This is a genomic window from Pseudomonas sp. ADAK7, from assembly GCF_012935675.1.
GTDB lineage: Bacteria > Pseudomonadota > Gammaproteobacteria > Pseudomonadales > Pseudomonadaceae > Aquipseudomonas.
In genome coordinates this window covers 4532987-4552562 of record NZ_CP052861.1, presented here as the reverse complement: position 1 = coordinate 4552562, position 19576 = coordinate 4532987, and the positions used below count along the sequence as shown (strand labels likewise).

Here is a 19576-nt window from a genome sequence, read left to right as displayed (position 1 = left end):
ATGCGCGCTTTACTCGTGCTGTTCAGTTTGATGCTGTCGATGTCGCTGTCTGCCGCGGAAAAACTGCAGGTGGTCACCAGTTTCAGCATCCTCGCCGACATGACCCATCAGGTCGGCGGCGAGCATATCCAGATCACTAACATGGTTGGCCCGGACGCCGATGCCCACACCTACGAACCGACCCCGGACGATGCCAAAGCGCTGCTCAAGGCCAAGCTCATCATCAAAAACGGCCTCGGCTTCGAACCCTGGCTGGATCGCCTGGTGACCAGCACCGAAACCAAAGCGCCGGTGATTAGCGCCAGTCACGGCGTGATCCCTCGCTCGCTGGATGAAGACGGCGAAACCGTGCCCGACCCGCACGCCTGGCACAACCTCGCCAACACCGAGTTGTACATCGCCAACATCACCAAAGCGCTGATCGCGGCCGATCCGTCGAACAAGGCCGACTACCAGCGCAACAGCCAGGCCTACCTGAAACAGATCTACGCCCTGCTCGCCGAAGCCAAGGCCAAGCTCGGTTCGCTGCCACCGGGCAACCGCAAGATCGTCACCTCCCACGATGCGTTCGGCTACCTCGGCCAGGCTTACGGCATCGACTTCATGGCGCCGCAAGGTCTGTCCACCGAGCGTGAACCTTCCGCTGCGGAAGTAGCGGCGCTGATCACCCAAATCCGCCAAGCGAAAGTCAAAGCGGTGTTCATGGAAAACATCAAGGACGCGCGCCTGCTCAAACAGATTGCCGATGAAAGCGGCGCGCACATTGGCGGTACGCTGTACTCCGATGCACTCGCTGCGACTGGTCCGGCCAGCACCTTCGCCGGGTTGTTCGAATACAACCTCAACACCCTGTACGACGCGCTGAGCAAACCATGATCCGCAAGAATCCATCAGGTGATCTGCCGCTGATTGCGGAGTCCGCGTACGTGGATAAAACCGCGATCATCTGCGGCAAGGTGGTGATCGGCGAGAACGTCTTCGTCGGCCCCTACGCGGTAATCCGCGCCGACGAAGTCGATGCCTCGGGCGAGATGGAGCCGATCTCAATCGGCGCCAATTCGAACATTCAGGACGGCGTGGTCATCCATTCGAAGTCCGGCGCAGCGGTGACCATCGGCGAGTTCAGCTCCATCGCCCACCGCTCCATCGTCCACGGTCCCTGCACCGTCGGCGACCGGGTGTTCATTGGCTTCAACAGCGTGCTGTTCAACTGTTCGGTGGGTAACGGCTGTGTGGTGCGGCACAACTCGGTAGTCGACGGCCGGGACTTGCCCGCAGCCTTCTATGTGCCGTCCACTACTCGCATCGGCCCCGGCACCGACCTGTCGCAGTTCCCGCCGGTGAGTGTCAGCGCCTCGGAGTTTTCCGAGGATGTGGCGCGCACTAATGTCGATTTGGTGCGCGGCTACAAAGCGCTGCAGAACGAGTTCTGACCATGAGCAGCGTGCTGATTCGCAATGCCCGGTTGGTGAACGAAGGTCGCGCTTTCGATGGCGATCTGCTGGTGAGCAATGGTCGTATCGTCAAGATCGCCGGCAGCATTGAAGGCGAGAAGGCGAACGTGGAAATCGATGCCCGAGGTCAGTGGCTGCTGCCAGGCATGATCGACGACCAGGTGCATTTCCGTGATCCGGGGGCGCCGGACAAAGGCAGTTTCTACACCGAATCCCGAGCCGCAGTGGCCGGTGGCATTACCAGTTTCATGGACATGCCCAACACCAATCCCGCCACCCTGACGCTTGAAGCGCTGGTCGATAAAAAGCGCCGGGCGGCCATCAACTCCGTGGCCAATTACGGCTTTCACTTTGGTGTGAGCAACGACAACCTCGACACGGTTGCCGCGCTTAATCCTTGCGAAGTCGCCGGGGTGAAGGTGTTCATGGGCGCGTCCACCGGCAACATGCTGGTGGACGATCCGCGGATTCTCGAGCGGCTGTTCGCCGAAGTGCCGACGATCCTGTTGGCCCACTGCGAACACACGCCCAGCATCGACGCCAACGCGGCCACCCTGCGAGCGCTGTACGGTGAAAACATTACGGCCGAAGCCCATCCATTGATCCGCAACGCTGAGGCCTGCTTTCGCTCCTCCTCAATGGCCGTGGACCTGGCCAAACGTCACGGCACCCGCCTGCACGTTTTGCACCTGACCACGGCGCTGGAACTGGCGTTGTTCGAAGACAAACCACTGAGCCAGAAACCCATCACGGCCGAAGTCTGCCTGCACCATTTACTGTTCGATGATCGCGATTACCCGAGCCTCGGCAACCTGATCAAGTGCAACCCTGCGATCAAGTCCCGGACCGACCGCGATGCTTTACGCCAGGCTTTGTTAAGCAACCGATTGGATGTGATCGGCAGCGATCATGCGCCCCACACCTGGGCCGAAAAACAACGGCCGTACAACCAGGCGCCGTCCGGTCTGCCGCTGGTGCAACACGCCCTCCCCGCACTGTTGGAACTGGTGGCGGATGAAGTGCTGCCCATCACTACCCTCGTGGCCAAGACCAGTCACCGGGTTGCCGATCTGTTCGCCATTCCCGATCGCGGCTATCTGCGTGAAGGCTATTGGGCCGACCTGGTGCTGATCAAACCCGAGCCCGACGGTGTCGCCGTGTCCCAGCAACCGATCCTTTCGCAGTGCGGCTGGACGCCCTTCGCCCAGCAGCGTTTTCGTCACAGCGTCAGCACCACGCTGGTGTCGGGGCAAATTGCCTGGCACGCCAATCGTCTACATGACAGCTGCCAGGGTCTGCCCCTGCGCTTCATGCGCTAACCACCCAAGCCCCGAGAACAGCGATCATGATCCACATCACCCTGCCCGACGGCTCTTTGCGTGAATACGATCAACCACTGTCGGTCTATGAACTGGCGGCGAGTATCGGGCTCGCACTAGCCAAAGCGGCTGTGGCCGGGCGAGTGGACGGGGTGTTGGTGGACTGTGGGTTCATAATCCAGGGCGATGCGCGGGTCAGTATTGTCACGCCTCAGGAGCCGGATGGGCTGGAGATACTGCGCCGCTCCTGTGCGCTGATGCTGGCCATGGCGGTCAAGCAGCTCCATCCCAGCGTCCTGTTGCTCAAGGGCTCGGCAATGGGCGACGGGTTCTTTTATGAGTTTGCGTTGCAGCGGATGTTAACGGTGGCTGACCTGACGCCGATCGAGGCGCGGATGCGCACGCTGGCGGCGACCAACCACTCCATTCGACAGCGGCCATTATCCGCAACCGAACAGCATTCGGTGTACTGCCTCGGCGACGGCGAGTACTTGTCCAAGGGACCGCACGTTCCTGCCACCAGAGTGCTGCAAGCCTTTACCCTGGATCATGTCGGCGGCACGTCGCTGCAACGGATATACGGCACTTGCTGGCCCAGCCAGGAAGAGTTGCAGCATTGGCGCGCACCACCGCACGTGATGGTCGTGAACATTGATGAGCACCAGATCGATTACACCCAATCGGTGACTGAACAGCTGCGACGCAGCGGGGTGCGCGCCCATGCGGATCTGCGTAACGAGAAGATCGGCCACAAGATTCGCCTGCACAGTGAACGCAACGTGCCCTATCTGTTAGTCGTCGGAGCGAAGGAAAAGGACGGCGGGTTTGTCAGTGTGCGCAGTTGTGGCGGGGAGGATTTTGGGCGGATGCGGATTGATGAGGTGTGCGGGTTTTTACATCCGAAAGATTGTGGGGTTTGAGCTGACGCTTTCGCGGGCAAGCCTCGCTCCTACAGACGGTGATCTCCGTAGGAGCGAGTCTTGCCCGCGAAGCTTTTAAGCTCTTGGCTTAACAGTCCCGCAATCCTGCCCCAGCCAAACCGCACGGGTATCCAGACTGCCCTTCTGCTGAATCCCGGTCGCATTGAACGTGCCGTTGACCTTGGTGGTGAACTCACGATCACTGAGGAACGTAGCCACACCCGCACCTTGCGCTTTCGGGCAGCTGAAGCGGAATTTCCACTGGTTGCCGGTGCGGTCAGTGATTTCCTGCTTGCAGCCCGATTGCGGATCCGTCAGCGGAATATTATCGGAGGCGACTTGAGCCTGCGTCAGGCACGCACGAATTCCTTTGCCGCCCATGGTGATGCCCTGCTTTTCCAGTTGCGCCCGTTGTTCCGGGGTCATCTGGCTTTGCAACTGGCCGAGGATCAGTTGCAGATCCGGCAGGTTTTGGTTATCGACCTGCATGTTGCTCGTGGTCAATTCCCACAGACCCGGCTGCAGCATCTGCGCCTGAGCAGCCACGGGGAGGGACAAACCAAGGGCCATGGCCAAACCCAGCAGACGAACGTTCATCGAGTAACTCCTGATCAATAGTGGCCGTTAGACGTCAGCCATGTGCTTCGGTTCATGGGCCAATTAAATAGCGACATTCTGCACGGAACATGGTCTTTTACGTATTGAATCTTCAGGAGCAAGGTTGCCCCATGGATTATTTTGGACCGCATGTTTTCGGTTATCTGATCGCACTATTGCACTCGCTGGGCCTGATTGCCGCCATTCACGCCGTGCTGACCGTTCGGACCGCCCAAGGCTCGATCGCCTGGGCCCTGTCGTTGCTGTTCATTCCCTACCTGACACTCATTCCTTACCTGGTCTTCGGCCGTAGTACCTTCGATGGCTACATCAACGCGCGGCGCCAGGCCAACGAAGAAATGCGCAAGGCCATCTCCGAGCTGAACTGGCGTCCCTGGGTCGAAGAAGCCCTGACCGCCCGCGCTTCCAATGCCTACGCCTCCTTGAGAGCGATGCCGAAACTGGGGCGCATGCCGTGCCTGGCGAACAATGAAGTGCGCCTGCTGATCAACGGCACGGCCACCTTCGAAGCGATTTTCGAAGCCATCAGCAACGCGAAGGAAGCAGTGCTGATCCAGTTCTTCATCATCCACGACGACCGCCTCGGCCAGCGTCTGCAAACCCTGCTGCTGAAAAAAGCCGCCGAAGGTGTGGCGGTTTATCTACTTTACGACCGCATCGGCAGCCACTCGTTGCCCCACAGCTACGTGCAGCCATTGCGTGACGCCGGCGTCGAGGTCAAAGCCTTCGCCACCCGCAGCGGCTGGCTCAACCGCTTCCAGGTCAACTTCCGTAATCACCGCAAGATCGTGGTGGTGGACGGTGTGCTCGGTTTTGTCGGCGGGCACAACGTCGGCGACGAATACATGGGCGAGAAACCACCCCTGGCGCCGTGGCGCGATACCCACGTGCAAGTGCGCGGGCCGGTGGTGGCGTGCATGCAGGAATCCTTTGCCGAAGACTGGTTCTGGGCCGCGCGCTCACTGCCGCCGTTGATCCTGCCGGACGTTTACCCGGACGACGGCGTACTGTGCCAATTACTCGCCAGCGGTCCGGCGGATTCCTACGAAACCTGTTCACTGTTCTTCGTCGAAGCCATCCATGCCGCGACGGAACGGGTGTGGATCACCAGCCCTTATTTCATCCCGGACGAAGCCGTTTTCGCTGCCTTACGCCTGGCGGTGCTACGCGGCGTCGATGTGCGATTGCTGCTGCCGTCACGACCGGATCACCGCATCGTCTACGCCGCGTCCAGCCTCTACGCTTTCGAAGCCGTGCGCGCAGGCGTGCGCGTGTTCCGTTACGAACCCGGATTCCTGCATCAGAAAGTGGTGTTGATCGACAGTGAGATCAGCGCCATCGGCAGCGCCAACCTGGACAACCGTTCATTCCGGCTGAATTTCGAAGTGATGTTGCTGACCGTCGACAGCGCGTTTGCCGCCGAGGTGGAGCAGATGCTCAACGATGACTTCGCCCAGGCCCATGAGATCGCCAAAGAAGAAAGCCGGGAGACCCACCGCCTGCAACAGATCGGCATGCGGGTCGCCCGGCTTATATCCCCGATACTTTAAGGGGTGTAGATGTCGTCGCGGGTCCAGGGCAGTTCATGGCTGCCATCCGGATGCGCTTTGACCGCGAGAATCTGGTGCAGGTTGATCCAGCCCTTGGCGAACGCATAAGCGCAGCCGGCCAGGTACAGTCGCCAGATCCGCAGCGCCTGTTGCGGCACCTCTTTGGCGGCGGCTTCCAGGTTGTCTTCCAGGCGTTCGCTCCAGTGGTCGAGGGTGCGTGCGTAATGCAGGCGCAGGCTCTCGACATCGACGATCTCCAGCCCGGCTTCGCTGATCTCGGCAGAGATCATCGACAGGTGCGGCAGCTCGCCGTTGGGGAACACATATTTCTCGATGAAATCGCCGGCACCGCGTCCCACCGGACGGCCATCGGTGTATTTGGCGGTGATCCCGTGATTCATCACCAGACCGCCCTCCTTCACCGCGCCGAACAGGATTTTGCAGTACTCGGCCAGGTTCGCATGACCGACGTGTTCAAACATGCCGACGCTGACCACCTTGTCGAAACGACCGTCCTGGGGCAAATCGCGGTAGTCGAGCAGTTGCAGCTCAATCAAATCCTCCAGGCCTTCTTCTTTAACCCGTTCCCGGGCCAGGGCCAGTTGCTCTTTACTCAGGGTGATCCCGAACACTTTCGCGCCAAATTCCCGGGCCGCATACCGCGCCAAACCGCCCCAGCCGCAACCGACATCCAGCAGGTACTCGCCCGGTTGCAGCCGCAACTTGCGGCACAAGTGCCGGAATTTAGCTTGCTGGGCTTGCTCCAGCGTTTCACTGCCGGTCTCGAAATAGGCGCAGGAATACGCCATGTCGCTGTCGAGCCACAACTGATAAAACGCATTGGAAAGGTCGTAGTGGTAGGAAATCGCCTTGGCGTCGGTTTCCTTGTCGTGGACGAGGCGAACCGGTTGACTGTCGGCGTCACCCAGCAATGCCTGGCTCCACTCATCGCAGACGCGGATCACATCGCTGATGGAGCCTTCCAGCTCAAGTTTGCCTTCGACAAACGCCGCTCCTAGCGCATCAAGGCTTGGATGGGTTAACTGGGAAACCATTTGTGGGTCCTTTACCACAATGGTGACGCTGGGCGTCGGGCCCAGATTGAATTCATGGCCGTCCCAGAGTCGCAGGCGAAGCGGTAACTGCAGATTCTGTAACGCCGGTGGAAGTTGCGCGAGCATGGAAAATCCCCCTTATTTCAGACGTCTGATGTGAGGGTAGACCATCCTAGAAAAATAGCTGGCTATCGATTTAATAGCCTTTTTCTATATAGCTCGCGACGCTTCAACCCGCCGTCGTGACTCTGAAAAACAATGGTCCACACCTAGATGACTACGCAGTGAGCACACAGTTCTAAAAAGTTTATGTCGACGATATCTCCCGGTTTAGAGCGTTCGCTACCGTATATCAGGCTTCATCTTTCAATTTGAGTAACGGCTCCTGAAATCGCAACAAACGCCCGGCGTTGCCCAAGACCAACAGCGTGCTCAAATTGTGCAGCAACGCGGCAATCATCGCCCCCGCTGCGCCGAGCCAGCCGAATGCGGCGAAGGCGACAATCGCCAGGGTCCAACCCAGGCCGATGATTACATTGACCTGCAACGTCTGGCGGCATTGGCGACTCAAGCGCACGCAGGTGCCGAGCCGCCGCAGGTCACTGCCGATCAACACGATGTCCGCAGACGCCAGCGCAATGTCTGCCCCACCGGCGCCCATCGCCACGCCGACGACGCCGGCCTTCAGCGCCAGGGAGTCGTTGATGCCATCGCCGACCACCATCGGCCGGAAGCCGTTACCGATTTCCATCATCACCCGATTGAGTTTGTCTTCCGGCAAAGCCTGGGCTTCAACATCGCTGATACCGACATCCCGGGCCAGGGTATGCGCAACGCTTTGCCGATCCCCCGTGAGCAGCAACTGCCGTCCCAAACCGAGCTCGCGCAATTCATTCAAGGCAAAGCGTGCTTCCGGTTTGATGGTATCGGCCAGCAACAGCCAGGCGAGGAATTCACCGTTCAATGCCAATCCGGCAATCGGCCCGTCATGTTCCGGAACGGCCGAAGTGACAATACCCAATTGCGCGAACAGTTCGGGTCGCCCGAGCGCCGCCTCGCCCTGCTCGGTCATCGCCACCACGCCCAAACCCTGGCGCTCGTGAATGTCCGAGAGCAGCAGGAAATGCTCCTGAGTGACCAGGCTGGCCAACGCGCGACTGACCGGGTGACTGCTCGCCGAGCCAAGACTGGCAGCCAGTTTGAGGACGTGACTGCGGTCCTCCAACGGACTGTCGATGGATTGCAGGCGCAACGTGCCGAAGGTCAGCGTCCCGGTTTTATCCACCACCAGTGACGTCAGGTCCGCCAGCTCTTCGAGGAACGCCGAGCTGCGAATCAGGATCCCGTGACGCGCCGCCACCGCGACCCCGGCAATCGCCGTGGCCGGTGCCGACAACACCAGCGCACAGGGGCAAGCGGCGACCAACACCGCGAGCATCGCCTGAGCATCATTGGTGACGAACCAGGTTACCGCCGCCAGCAACAACACCAGCACCATGTAGCTGCCGGCGTATCGCTCGAGCAAACGGGTGATCGGCGGCTTGGAACGCTCGGCGCTTTGCATTAGCGCGATGACTTTGCCGAGGGTCGATTCGTTGCCAGTACGGGTCACTTCAATGCGCAGTAGGCCATCGAGGTTGATCGCGCCGCCGAATACAGTCATGCCGACCACCGCTTCCAACGGCACTGACTCACCAGTGATCGATGCCGTGTCGAGACTCGCTTGACCGGACAACACGCGGCCATCCGCCGGCACTCGATCACCGGCGCGCACCTCAACGAGGTCGCCAGCCTTGAGTGTGCCGTTATCGACTTCGATGATCACGCCATCAGCCTGAACCTTGCGCGCATGGCTGCGGGTCAGTTTGCCGAGGGCATGAATCGCTTCCTGGGAACCGATCACACTGCGCTCCTCCAGCACGTGGCCGAAGATCATGATGATCGGCAGCAACGCGGCGGTCAGCAAATCACCAGTGGCCCAAGCACCGAGCATCGCCAAGGCAATCAACTGATCGGTGATCCCGTGCAGGCTCGGATATCGCAAGCTGTACCAGGCCGAGCGCATCACCGGCACGGCCACCAGGATCGATGCAAAACCCAGCAGCAATTGGCTGACGCCGGTTTGCTCCGGCGACATCCAGCGCCAGATCAGACCTAGTGCGAGCAAGCCCAGAGCAAGCATGGCCAGGGTCAGTTGGCGCGCGGCGCTGCGTTGCTCGGCCGAGGACAACATGCTCGGTGCGGCGGCGGTGTGGGCGGTCATTGTGCAGCTCCCTGAATGATCAGGCGGGAATCGTCTTTCGGATCGACCGTGGTTACCGAGCCGGCCTGGCCGAGAATTTTCGGCATCCGCTCACGGTAAATGCGCAGCAGCATTTGTGGGTCAGTGCCCTGCTGTTGCGCGTTAGCCAGGCTCAATACTGTCGCGGTATCCGCCGAGGCTTTGGCCAGCCGTTCACTGGCTTGGGCGTGTGCAACTTGCAGCGCTCGGTCGGCTTGTTCGTTGGCGGCTTGGGTGAGTTTCTCGGCGTCGGTGCGAGCGTTAGCCACGGCTTTGTCGGCCTGCTGACTGGCGGTGAGTACGGCGTTGAATGCGTTGACCGCAGGGCCGGGCAGACTCGATTGCACATCGACTCGCGCGACTTCGATGCCGATCCCCTGCCCGGTCGCGGTCAATTCGGCGAGGCGTTGGTTGATGCCTTGCACCAGATCACCGCGCAGGCGTTCACGACGTTCGGCGGCTTTGTTACCGGCGCCGATCAGCTCGGGACGGGCCACTAGAATGGTGTCCAGATCTCGCGCAGCCGTGAGCGCCACAGCGCTGCGCGTGACCAGACGATCCAGCGCCGGCAGTACATGTTCACCTTGCAGCACGAAGTCGTACGGCGCAGTGACTTTATAAAACACCCGCACATCCAGTTGCACCACACCGGCATCACCGGTCAACAAATAACCGGAGCCGGCGAGCGCATCACTGAGCGGCGTGGCAAATGTCGCCACGCGATCCGCCTGCAACGCCACATCACTTCGCAGCAGATTTTCCACTCGACGCTCAATGACGCGATCCGCTGCCGGCAACAAAATCACCTGCTCAAATGGGCGCGGCCACGCCAACAACAGACCGGCATTTTGAATGCGATCCAGCGCACCAAAGTGCAAAACCACGGCGCGATTCTGCGGATCAATCTGCCGCACATTGGAGAATGCCCAAGCCAAAGCAGCCAGCACTGTGACCGCGTAAAGCGCCAAAAAAGCCAGACGCCCGGCCTGGATCCAGGGACTGCTTAACTCATTTGTTCCACGTGGAACCAAATTCATGGCTGCGACCCGGACTTGTTTTCGAGGCTCGGCGGACCGTCAACCAATACGCGGAACGGCGCGGCATCGGTGCGCAGAATCAATTTGGTGCCCGGTGAAACAATCGTGCCCAAGGTGTCGAGGGAGCGCAGCAGGTTGTAGAGCTGCGGCGATCCGGCATAGGCACGGCCGTAAATTTGCGCAGCTTCGACGCGGGATTGCGCTTCAATGTCGGCGGCTTTTACCGTGGCATCAGCCTGCACGATTCGCGCATCACGCTCGGCGGCGGAACGGATTTGCGCCGCTTCACGTTTGCCGATAGCCGTGCGTTCGGTGGCGATTGTTTCACGCTCGGCGCGCATGCGATCGACGGTGGCGGTGAGCGTTACCGATGGCAGCGTAAGACGTTCGATGCCAACTTGCAGTACGCGCACGCCATAAGTGGTGAGCAACTGCTGATCGATCTGCTGGCGCAACTGCGCTTCGAAATCGGCGATGTGCACTTGATTGGCATCGGTGTTCACCAGGTTCGCCAGGTCAAAACTGCTGGCGGTGGTTTCCAGCGCCGAACCGACGAAGGTGCGAATCTGCCGCGCCGCTTCATCCGGCTGGTTCTGCACGGCGCGCATAAAGCGCTGCACGTTGTCCGGATCACCCTGCACCTGCCACGCCACGTACGCCTGAACGATGATGCGCAAACCGTCCCGCGTGCCGACATCCTGCAAACCGCTGGACGTGGTTCGCAAGCGCAGGTCCACGGGAATCGCCGCTTCAAACGGCGCCGGCCAACGCCAGCCCAGGCCCGGCTCCAGCAATACCCGCGACGGATTGCCAAAACGGGTAATCACCGTGGCCTCCCCCGACCGCACTTGCACCAGGCTTGCCGCCGCGACGGCGAACGCCACCAGCAACGCCGCCCAGCCCATGCGTCGCCACGGAAATGGACCGGCTTCTTGTGGATCGCCATGGTGGTGATGGTGATGACCGTGGTGATGCCCGCCATGGCCGTGATCGTGGCCAGTGTGGTCATCGTGATCGTGAGTGTGGGACTGGCTCAATGGGTGGCTCCTGGCTGAGCGGTGTTACGCGGCGACGCGGGGTCAGCCGGCAGCGTGAACGTACGCAGGTCAATGGTCGGCGCATTGCTGCTGCCGCCCAGGCGATGATCGAGCACCAGTAGCTTGGCGTTCGCCAGGCCCTGGGTCAGTTGACTGAAATATTGCTCCAGCACAAAGGCCTGGCCAGCGCTGGCGTAAGCCTTGCGCTCGGCGCTGAAGCGCAGGTCCGATGCCTGCGCGGTCGCGTTGATTTCACGGGCATTGGCGGTGGCTTGATCGTGGGCGATGCTGGCCTGCAACTGCGCCTGATTGGTCGCCTCCGCCGCCGCACCGCGTTCACGGGAAATCAACGCCTGGGCGCCAATCTGCGCAGCCTGCACACCGTGATAGGCATTGGCAGCACCGGCCGGTGGATGAATCGCTTCGACCACGGTGGCGAGAATTTCCACGCCGCTGTCGAGTTTTTGCAGGTCCGTTTGTACGGCGCGACCGATCTCTTCGCCCAGCCCTACCCTGTCCTCGCCGAGCAAACCATCAAGCGTTCGCGAAGCAAAATCGTGCACTAGAATCCGGCTGGCGGTGCTGCGAATCAGCGTCGGCACATCAGCGCTGTTGTAGGTCGCGGCCAACGCATCCTTATCGCTGAGGCCAATGCGATAGACGAAACGCACGTCCATGTTGACGATCTGGAAGCTCTGTTTGTCGGCACGACTGCTGGCGATGACTTGGGATTTATCGTTCACATGACTGGCATCCCACAAGCGATTGGCAATCGCCGGGGCCGGACCTTCTGCCGGTTCGGTCACCACGGGTGCGGTGGCTTCACTGCTGGTGGCCAACTCATGGACCACGCCGTTCTCGACGCTCAGCACCCGACCCCACGGCCATGGCAAACCCGCATGCAAACCTGGGCCGAACACCTTGACCGGCTTACCGAAACGTTCATAGATCCCCCGTCCTTGCAGCGGTATTTCGTGAATACCGGTCAGCGCCCAACCGACAATCGCCACCACCGCCAGCACCGGAAAAAACGCCCGGCGCATGTAGGTGAAGGCCCAGATTTGTCGCAAGTCGATGCCGAAGCGGTTATGCAATTCATGCTGCAACGCCAGCAAGGGTTGCGGCGGCCAGCGCAGCATGTCGGCGACGAAGCTGCGCGCCAGCAATGACGGCTCAAGTTGTTCACGTTGCGGACTGAACAGCGACAGCACCGCGCGCAACAACAGTTCGACGGCCACCAACCCCGGCAGTAAACCAATCAGCACCGCCAGACGTACGGGCCAGACTGAGGCGTCATTGCCGAACAGCAGGCACAGCGCGCTCAGTACCAAACAAATAATCGCAACACGTGTGAGCTGCGCCAACGCCCCGGCCTCGGGCCATTCGGCGGTGTTTTCCTGGGCCAGTTGACGCTCCAGCACCAGCAAACCAAACGCCAGCAGCAGCGACAGCGCCGCGCCAATGCTGGCGGATAAACCCAGCGTGTCCGGCGTCAGCCCCAGGTTCCAGAACTGTTCGATGCTGAACAACGTCAACAACGCCCATCCCGCCAGCCAAAACGTCGGCGCACCAATCTGCGCCAGCATGTGCAGCCAACGCTGACTGAGCCGATCCAGCCATCGTTCGTACCAGCCCACCGGTGCGACCATTTCTTCGTCGACGACGACCGGCACCGACACGCTCGGATGCATCGCCTGCGCGCGCCATTGAGTTACCCACCACGCCGATTGCAGCCCAGCGACCAGCACCAGCAAACCGGCGCTCTGACTCACCAGCAGCGCAGCCCATAGCGACTGCGGCGCAAACAGCCCGGTGAAAAACGCCAGCAACAGCCCTACCGCCGCCACGGCGCTCAGGCCGATTGCGTACTGACGCAGCCGTCGCCCGTGAAACAGCGCTTGCTGAAAGCGCGGCAACCCGGCTACTTGCGTTCCATCGACATCAAGATCGACTTGCATACCACCCCAGTGTTTATCGTTGCTGACGTCGAACCCCGTCACATCTCGTTACCTTATAACGAAAGTGGTGAAATTTTCGTTCTAAATAGCTGTATCTAAAAGCGCGCAACCTGTCGATTAGCTGAAGCCTTGACCGAAATACCGCGCAACGCACATATTACGCTCGTAATTTTTATCAACAGCTACGGTTATCGATCCGGTCCCTTCACTCCAGGAGTAACAGCATGAGCACCTATGACATCGTGATTCTGGGCGGAGGCCCGGGCGGTTATAACGCGGCGATTCGCGCCGGCCAGTTGGGCCTCAAAGCCGCTTGCGTCGAAGGCCGCGTCACCCTCGGCGGCACCTGCCTGAACGTCGGCTGCATGCCGTCCAAGGCGCTGCTGCACGCCTCTGAACTGTATGACGCAGCCATGGGCGCGGAATTTGCCAACCTGGGGATCGAGGTCAAACCGACCCTTAACCTCGCGCAAATGATGAAGCAGAAAGATGAAAGCGTTGCCGGGCTGACCAAGGGCATCGAGTTTCTGTTTCGCAAGAACAAAGTCGACTGGATCAAAGGCTGGGGCCATATCGACGGGCCGGGCAAGGTCACTGTCACCGACAGCCAGGGTGCCAAGACCGAGCTGAGCGCCAAGGACATCATCATCGCCACCGGCTCGGAGCCCACTCCCCTGCCCGGCGTGGACATCGATAACCAACGCATTCTCGACTCCACCGGCGCGCTTTCCCTGGCTGAAGTGCCGAAGCATCTGGTGGTGATCGGCGCCGGGGTGATCGGCCTGGAGCTGGGTTCGGTCTGGCGGCGCCTGGGCGCGCAGGTGACGGTGGTCGAGTTTCTCGACCGGATCTGCCCCGGTGTCGACGGCGAGGCCGGTAAAACCCTGCAGCGCTCGCTGGCCAAGCAAGGCATCAGCTTCAAGTTGAGTTCGAAAGTCACCAGCGCCACCACCTCGGCCAACGGCGTGCAGCTCAGCGTCGAACCCGCCGCCGGGGGCACCGCCGAGTTGCTCGAAGCGGATTACGTGCTGGTGGCCATCGGGCGCCGGCCTTACACCCAAGGCCTGGGGCTGGAGAACGTCGGCCTCGCCACCGACAAACGCGGCATGCTCGCCAACAAAGGGCACCGTACCGAGGCGGCTGGCATTTGGGTGATCGGCGACGTCACGTCCGGGCCGATGCTCGCGCACAAGGCCGAAGACGAAGCCATGGCCTGCGTCGAGCAAATCGTCGGCAAGGCCGGCGAGGTCAATTACGACCTGATCCCCAACGTGATCTACACCAAACCGGAGCTGGCCAGCGTCGGCAAGACCGAAGAACAGCTCAAGGCCGAGGGCCGCGCCTACAAGGTGGGCAAGTTCCCGTTCACCGCCAACAGCCGGGCGAAGATCAATCACGAGACCGAAGGCTTCGCCAAAGTGCTGGCCGATGAGCGCACCGATGAAATCCTCGGCGTGCACCTGGTCGGCCCGAGCGTCAGTGAAATGATCGGCGAATATTGCGTGGCCATGGAGTTCAGCGCCTCCGCCGAGGACATTGCCCTGACCTGCCATCCGCACCCGACCCGCTCCGAGGCGTTGCGCCAGGCGGCGATGAATGTGGAGGGGATGGCGACGCAGATGTAATTTTTCGCAGATGATCGTTCCCACGCTCCGCGTGGGAACGATCCTAGCTCGCGGGTAAATGTTCTAAAGGCAACGCCCCTGGCGTCTTCACCGTGTGAATCGCAAAGTTGCTGCGGATATCACTCACCCCGGGCAACTTCAGCAACCGCCCGGTGAGGAACCGGTCATAGGCGCGCAGGTCCGGCACCACCACTTGCAGCAGAAAGTCCGATTCCCCGGACACCAGAAACGCCGAAATCACCTCCGGCAGCGCCGTCACCGCCTCGCGAAACGCGTCCGCCTGTTCATCGTTGTGCCGTTCGACCTTGACCCCGACAAACACCGTCAGCCCCAGCCCCACTTCGTCGCGATCGAGGTTGGCTTGATAGCCGCGAATCACCCCAGCCTCTTCGAGCATCCGCACTCGGCGCAAGCACGGTGAAGCCGACAAACCGATCTCATCCGCCAATTGCACATTGCTCAGGCGCCCGTCCCGTTGCAGAGCGGCGAGGATCTTGCGGTCGTAGGCGTCCAGTTTCATGGTTTGGCAGATTCCGATAGTCAGTGCGTCATAACGTGGCAGGTTATGCCAATCCAAACGGTTTTAGAAGCGAACTACGCAAGCACCTGCCCTGCCCTCCCGCCCTAGACTGACCCTACCAAATCGACAACGAATGGGGTGCAACGTGGCGGGACTCTGGCTGTTTTTCATGGCGCTGGCAGTGGTGTATCTGTTGCCCGGGCCGGACATGATCCTGCTGCTGCAAACCGGTGCCCGCCAGGGCAAAGGCGCGGCGCTGGCCACGGCGATTGGCCTGGGGATTGCGCGGGGTTGTCATGTGGCGTTGGCGGCGCTGGGGCTGGCGGCGCTGTTCAAAGCGGCGCCCTGGACGTTTGATGTGGTGCGCCTGGCCGGGGCCGCGTACCTGTTGTGGATCGGCATTCAATGCCTGCGCAGCACGATGCTGCCGAACCTGAATGGCGCTGGCACTACGGCCGAAAAACCACGCTGGCGCGAATCGATCCAGCGCGGTTTGCTGACCAACCTGCTCAACCCCAAGGCGTTGCTGTTCTGCTCGGTGTTGCTGCCGCAGTTCATCAATCCCCAGGCAGGGCCGGTGCTCGCGCAGTTCGCTACCCTTGGCGTGATGCTGGTCGGCGTTGGCTTGCTGTTCGACAGCGCCTACGCACTGGTCGGCGCCGCGCTGGGCCGCTGGCTGCAACGCAGTCCATCGGCCCAACGGGTCCAGCAATGGCTGTTCGGCAGCCTGTTGATCGGCTTCGCGGTGAGGCTGACCTTTGTTCAACAGGCTTGAACGTTACTGCGCCTTACGGCGACGGCGGTTGATCAGCAACAAGGCCGCCGCCACCACGATCACCACTGCGCCAATCTGCACCGGCTTCTTGTACGGCCGCAGCGTCGAACGCACGGAATCCGTGGCCTGGGTCACGTAGCGTTTGCTGGCGTTTTGAAAGTCCGGAGAAGGGCACTGATGGCCAAAGTCTGCGGCCCAGGTCACGTAAGGGCCTTCCTTGACGTAGCGTTGATAGAACGCGCTTTGCTCCTCAAGACTGGAATTCCACCCCGACGCCGCGCACAGCACTGCGGCGAAAGCCTGACTGGTGTGGGGTAAATTGTCGGCGGCGCGACTGGCCAAGGCCGTGGCGACGAATCGGTAGTGAAAGCGCACGTCTGGCTGAGCCGCGCTGGCCTGTTGGCGCTGGACTTCGCCCTCGGACACTAGCGGTCCGACTTTGAGCTCGGCAGTCTCCAGGCTGTAGTTACCGCCGAACAAACTGGCGTAATCCGGCGACATCTCATAGCCGAGGATCTCCATCCCCCACTCCCGCGCCAAGGCACCGGCGTTGAACAACGCGGCGGCCCGAGTGGTGGGCCACCAGGCAGCGTCGGCCTCTTGACGTAACTGTGCGTAGGCCTTGGCCTTGTTCTGCAGATCGACGTTGTCGAAGTAGCCCGGCGCTTCGTCGTAACGCTCCTCACGCAACAACCGCCGCCCGAGCAAATCGCGCAGGCTCGCGGCCACCGGCAACGGCACATAGTTGTCGCGTTCCGCCTGGGTCTGCGGCGGTACGGCCGGCACTTGCGTGTCGACGTAATGCTTGAGTTCATCCACGGTCAGCACTCGCTCGGCAACGGTGGCCGCATCGAGCCAGTAGATGCCCTTGCTGCGATAGAGCTGATCGAAGGCTTGCAGGTAATCACCGCGCTGCAAGGCGAGGATCGCGCTCTCACCCTCGACCCGGCATTTGGGCTGGACGATGATGCCTTCAAAATCCCAATCAGGCGTGGGCCGCTCGCCCCAGGATTCATTCTGCGGGAACGCCTGGGCCGCTTTCGCATAGGCTGCGGTGGCCGCGGTTTTGTCGCCCTCGCGCAGCGCCAGTTTGGCCCGCACCCACCAGGCCAGGCCGCCGTCGCCGGCGTGTTCGACGAAGGCCTTGGCGCTGGCGTAGTCGCCCTGTTGATAATTCAGGGCGGCCAGGCGATCGGCATTGTCGAGGCTGCCGCGGGTGCTGCCTTGCAGCAATTGAATGAGCTTTTTCTCGCCCGGCGGTTGTTCACCAAATGACCAGCCAACGCGACTGAGCAACGACGCAGTGACCAATTGCTGCACGGTTTTGCCTTTGAGCAACGCAGTCAATTCAGCATCGGGCAATGCCGTGAGTTCGCCCATCAACTGCTTGAGCGAGGCGTAACCCACCGCCGAACCGTGGATGTTTTGCGTGGCATAGAGTTCGATCGCGCGGTTCCAGTCACCCGCGGTGCGCACGACTCGCGCTTCTTCGCCGAGACTGGCGACGCCCAGTTCCAGCGGATCGCTGAAGCCATCGATGCTCAGCTGGCGAGTCTGCTCGAAGGCTTTTTGCGCCTGGGCCAACAGATCTGGCTCGGCGTCTGCCTCAGCACTCATTTCATACAGCGCCCGACCCAATGAATACGCCGCCCAAGTGCTGCGCAACGGCCGTTGCTCCGCCGGCAGGGCCAGCACTTTCTGGAAATACTCGGCAGCGACCTGATGATCCCCGGCGTTGAACGCCACGGCGCCTGCCAGGTACAGCCGCAGATCAACCGGCAGGCTCGCGCCCTGAACTTCCACCTGATGCGCATCGGTCAGGCTGCGCAACTGCTTGACCAGCGCCTGTTGTTCAGCGCTCAAACCGGTTTGCTCGGCGTTGTCCCGTTGCGCGGTGTAGGACGGCGTCTCGCCGTAGCCGTTGTCCGGGGTGTTAGTGGCGGTCGTGACATTTTTCAGCCCGGCGATGGCATGCCCGAGGCGATTGATCTCGAATTTGAAGTTACCTTCCGGCAACTCCGCCAGTGACTCGGCCCGGTCATCCAGCAGGCGCATCGGGAAATCCGGCCCGCAGGCCAGCGCCGAACCCAGCGGCAAACCCAGGCTCAGGCAGAGCAGATGGCGGGGCCAGTTACGGGTGAACATTCGAAGCTCCTTGATCAATATGAGTGCAGCGTGCCCAACCGATAGCGCGTTGTCCGCCGGCGGCAATTCGACCGTCGCGCAGCCGGGTGAAGGTAAGCAGATCCGGGCTTTGTTGCAACGCATAACCGGCCAGCGCATCGGCGCCGTCACAGCCTTGCACCGCCAGTGTCAGGCGTTCGGGCCAGGCATTGTCGAGATTGCCCTGGTTGGTGACGGCGATGTCATAGAGGCCGCCCTGTTCGGAGAGTTGCAGGCGCAGGCGACTGTCGAGGGCATCGCCGCGGGCCACGGCGCCGAGGGTGGTCAGGCTCCAGGCACGGCGATCACCAGCCAACGGCAGGCGGAACCAGATCAGCCCGGCGAGGTGCGGCGGCGGATCGTTGCGCAAGTCCAGGGCCAGCGTGCTCAATTGCAGCGGATCGGCCAACAGCTCCCGGCGCTCACCACCGCGTTCGATGGGCACTTCGCTTTCCACGACCGGTGCGCCGCTGGCCCCCGGCAACAACGCCACACCATAGGCCGGCAGGGCCAGATAGAACGGTTTAACCGTAACGCGGCCCCAGGCCTTGGCCCATTGCCGGGCCTGATCCGCGTCGAACAAACCCCGACGCGGATCACTGACCGCATGCACCTGCAAGACGCTGCTATCGACTGTCGCCAACAACCCGGGCAGTTCCGGGCTGTCGAGCCAGGCCGGCAACGCGGTGATGCCCAGCGGTAAGGAGGCTGGCAGTGCGGCGCGCAGCTGCGTGAGGAAGGCTCGATAGGCCGGCAGTCGAGCGTTGCCGGCATCGTGGTCGATTTCCACGCCGGCCACGGTCAAGCCTTGGGTTTGCCAGTCGCCAAGCACTTGCCGGACTTGCGCAATGACCTCGTCCTGATCCAGCGCCTTGAGCTGGCCATCCAGGCGAATCACCGCAATCAGCGGCCGCGCATCCTGTTTGAGCAACGCCGGATCGATCCGCGCCCGCTTCCAGCCTTCCTTGGGAAAAGCCTGCAACGCCAGCACGCGTAAGGTCGAGAAATCGGCACGACTGTCCCGCAGTGCGGCTTCGTGGGCCGGGGTCCATTGCCGTTGCCAGACATAGAGTTGTTGATCGAGTGGCGCGGCGTTGTGTTGCTCACAACTGTTCAGCAACAACATCGCAGCCAGCAGGGCCGAGAGGCGAACGAAAAACGACATGAAATCCCTGACCCTTACAAAACAGGGCTACAGGGTAATGCAGTCTCAGGTCAGACAGATAACCTGTGGCATGAGGGCTTTTGTGGCGAGGGGGGCAAG

At 61.3% G+C, this 19576-nt stretch carries 16 protein-coding genes; 7 read left to right on the top strand and 9 right to left on the bottom strand.

Annotated elements, in window-relative coordinates; genetic code table 11:
- The 4 genes from HKK53_RS20820 to HKK53_RS20805 are packed head-to-tail and all read left to right on the top strand — an operon-like array spanning position 1 to position 3693.
- Positions 1 to 876 (top strand): metal ABC transporter substrate-binding protein, encoded by an 876-nt coding sequence (locus HKK53_RS20820; protein WP_169372387.1) that lies wholly within the window; start codon positions 1 to 3, stop codon positions 874 to 876.
- Entirely contained in the window at positions 873 to 1433 is a 561-nt protein-coding gene (locus tag HKK53_RS20815) for a gamma carbonic anhydrase family protein (RefSeq protein WP_169372386.1), read from the top strand. The genes HKK53_RS20820 and HKK53_RS20815 overlap by 4 nt, the downstream gene beginning before the upstream one ends.
- Positions 1434 to 1435: 2 nt before the next feature.
- Positions 1436 to 2773, top strand: a complete 1338-nt coding sequence (locus HKK53_RS20810) for a dihydroorotase (protein WP_169372385.1) — start codon at positions 1436 to 1438, stop codon at positions 2771 to 2773.
- A 26-nt stretch (positions 2774 to 2799) separates the two neighbouring features.
- Positions 2800 to 3693, top strand: coding sequence for a His/Gly/Thr/Pro-type tRNA ligase C-terminal domain-containing protein (locus HKK53_RS20805; protein WP_169372384.1), 894 nt, complete (start codon positions 2800 to 2802; stop codon positions 3691 to 3693).
- A gap of 75 nt (positions 3694 to 3768) precedes the next feature.
- On the opposite strand, the gene HKK53_RS20800 is transcribed toward HKK53_RS20805, so the two are convergent.
- Positions 3769 to 4290, bottom strand: a complete 522-nt coding sequence (locus HKK53_RS20800; protein ID WP_169372383.1) for a DUF3617 domain-containing protein — start codon at positions 4288 to 4290, stop codon at positions 3769 to 3771.
- A 131-nt stretch (positions 4291 to 4421) separates the two neighbouring features.
- Between HKK53_RS20800 and cls the strand changes: the two genes are divergently transcribed.
- Positions 4422 to 5861, top strand: coding sequence for a cardiolipin synthase (gene cls, locus HKK53_RS20795; protein ID WP_169372382.1), 1440 nt, complete (start codon positions 4422 to 4424; stop codon positions 5859 to 5861).
- Here cls and cfaB read toward each other — a convergent pair.
- From cfaB to hflK (HKK53_RS20770), 5 genes are all read right to left on the bottom strand, one after another.
- Positions 5858 to 7042: a C17 cyclopropane fatty acid synthase CfaB gene (gene cfaB / locus HKK53_RS20790; protein ID WP_169372381.1), complete on the bottom strand. Its 1185-nt coding sequence runs from the start codon at positions 7040 to 7042 to the stop codon at positions 5858 to 5860. The two genes, cls and cfaB, sit on opposite strands and share 4 nt — an antisense overlap.
- Before the next feature lie 226 nt (positions 7043 to 7268).
- Positions 7269 to 9179: a heavy metal translocating P-type ATPase gene (locus HKK53_RS20785; RefSeq protein ID WP_169372380.1), complete on the bottom strand. Its 1911-nt coding sequence runs from the start codon at positions 9177 to 9179 to the stop codon at positions 7269 to 7271.
- Entirely contained in the window at positions 9176 to 10234 is a 1059-nt protein-coding gene (gene hflK, locus HKK53_RS20780) for a protease modulator HflK (RefSeq protein ID WP_169372379.1), read from the bottom strand. The genes HKK53_RS20785 and hflK (HKK53_RS20780) overlap by 4 nt, the downstream gene beginning before the upstream one ends.
- On the bottom strand, positions 10231 to 11271 hold the full coding sequence (hflC, locus tag HKK53_RS20775) for a protease modulator HflC (RefSeq protein WP_169372378.1): 1041 nt from the start codon (positions 11269 to 11271) through the stop codon (positions 10231 to 10233). The genes hflK (HKK53_RS20780) and hflC overlap by 4 nt, the downstream gene beginning before the upstream one ends.
- A complete protein-coding gene (gene hflK, locus HKK53_RS20770; RefSeq protein WP_169374270.1) occupies positions 11268 to 13229 on the bottom strand; it encodes a protease modulator HflK in 1962 nt (653 codons plus the stop codon). Before hflK (HKK53_RS20770) ends, hflC begins: the two co-directional genes overlap by 4 nt.
- Positions 13230 to 13453: 224 nt before the next feature.
- Here hflK (HKK53_RS20770) and lpdA point away from each other — a divergent pair, with 224 nt between their 5' ends.
- The gene (lpdA, locus tag HKK53_RS20765) at positions 13454 to 14854 is read left to right on the top strand and encodes a dihydrolipoyl dehydrogenase (RefSeq protein ID WP_169372377.1); all 1401 of its coding nucleotides are present in this window, start codon (positions 13454 to 13456) and stop codon (positions 14852 to 14854) included.
- Positions 14855 to 14897: 43 nt separating this feature from the next.
- Here the strand turns inward: lpdA and HKK53_RS20760 are convergent, their stop codons facing one another.
- Entirely contained in the window at positions 14898 to 15374 is a 477-nt protein-coding gene (locus HKK53_RS20760) for an Lrp/AsnC family transcriptional regulator (RefSeq protein WP_169372376.1), read from the bottom strand.
- Positions 15375 to 15519: 145 nt separating this feature from the next.
- Here HKK53_RS20760 and HKK53_RS20755 point away from each other — a divergent pair, with 145 nt between their 5' ends.
- Positions 15520 to 16149 carry a LysE family translocator gene (locus tag HKK53_RS20755; RefSeq protein WP_169372375.1) on the top strand — a complete coding sequence of 210 codons (630 nt, stop codon included), beginning with the start codon at positions 15520 to 15522 and terminating at the stop codon, positions 16147 to 16149.
- Positions 16150 to 16152: 3 nt separating this feature from the next.
- Here the strand turns inward: HKK53_RS20755 and HKK53_RS20750 are convergent, their stop codons facing one another.
- Entirely contained in the window at positions 16153 to 18294 is a 2142-nt protein-coding gene (locus tag HKK53_RS20750) for a hypothetical protein (protein ID WP_169372374.1), read from the bottom strand.
- The gene (locus HKK53_RS20745) at positions 18281 to 19477 is read right to left on the bottom strand and encodes a DUF3142 domain-containing protein (RefSeq protein WP_169372373.1); all 1197 of its coding nucleotides are present in this window, start codon (positions 19475 to 19477) and stop codon (positions 18281 to 18283) included. Before HKK53_RS20745 ends, HKK53_RS20750 begins: the two co-directional genes overlap by 14 nt.
- Between the last annotated feature and the right edge of the window lie 99 nt (positions 19478 to 19576).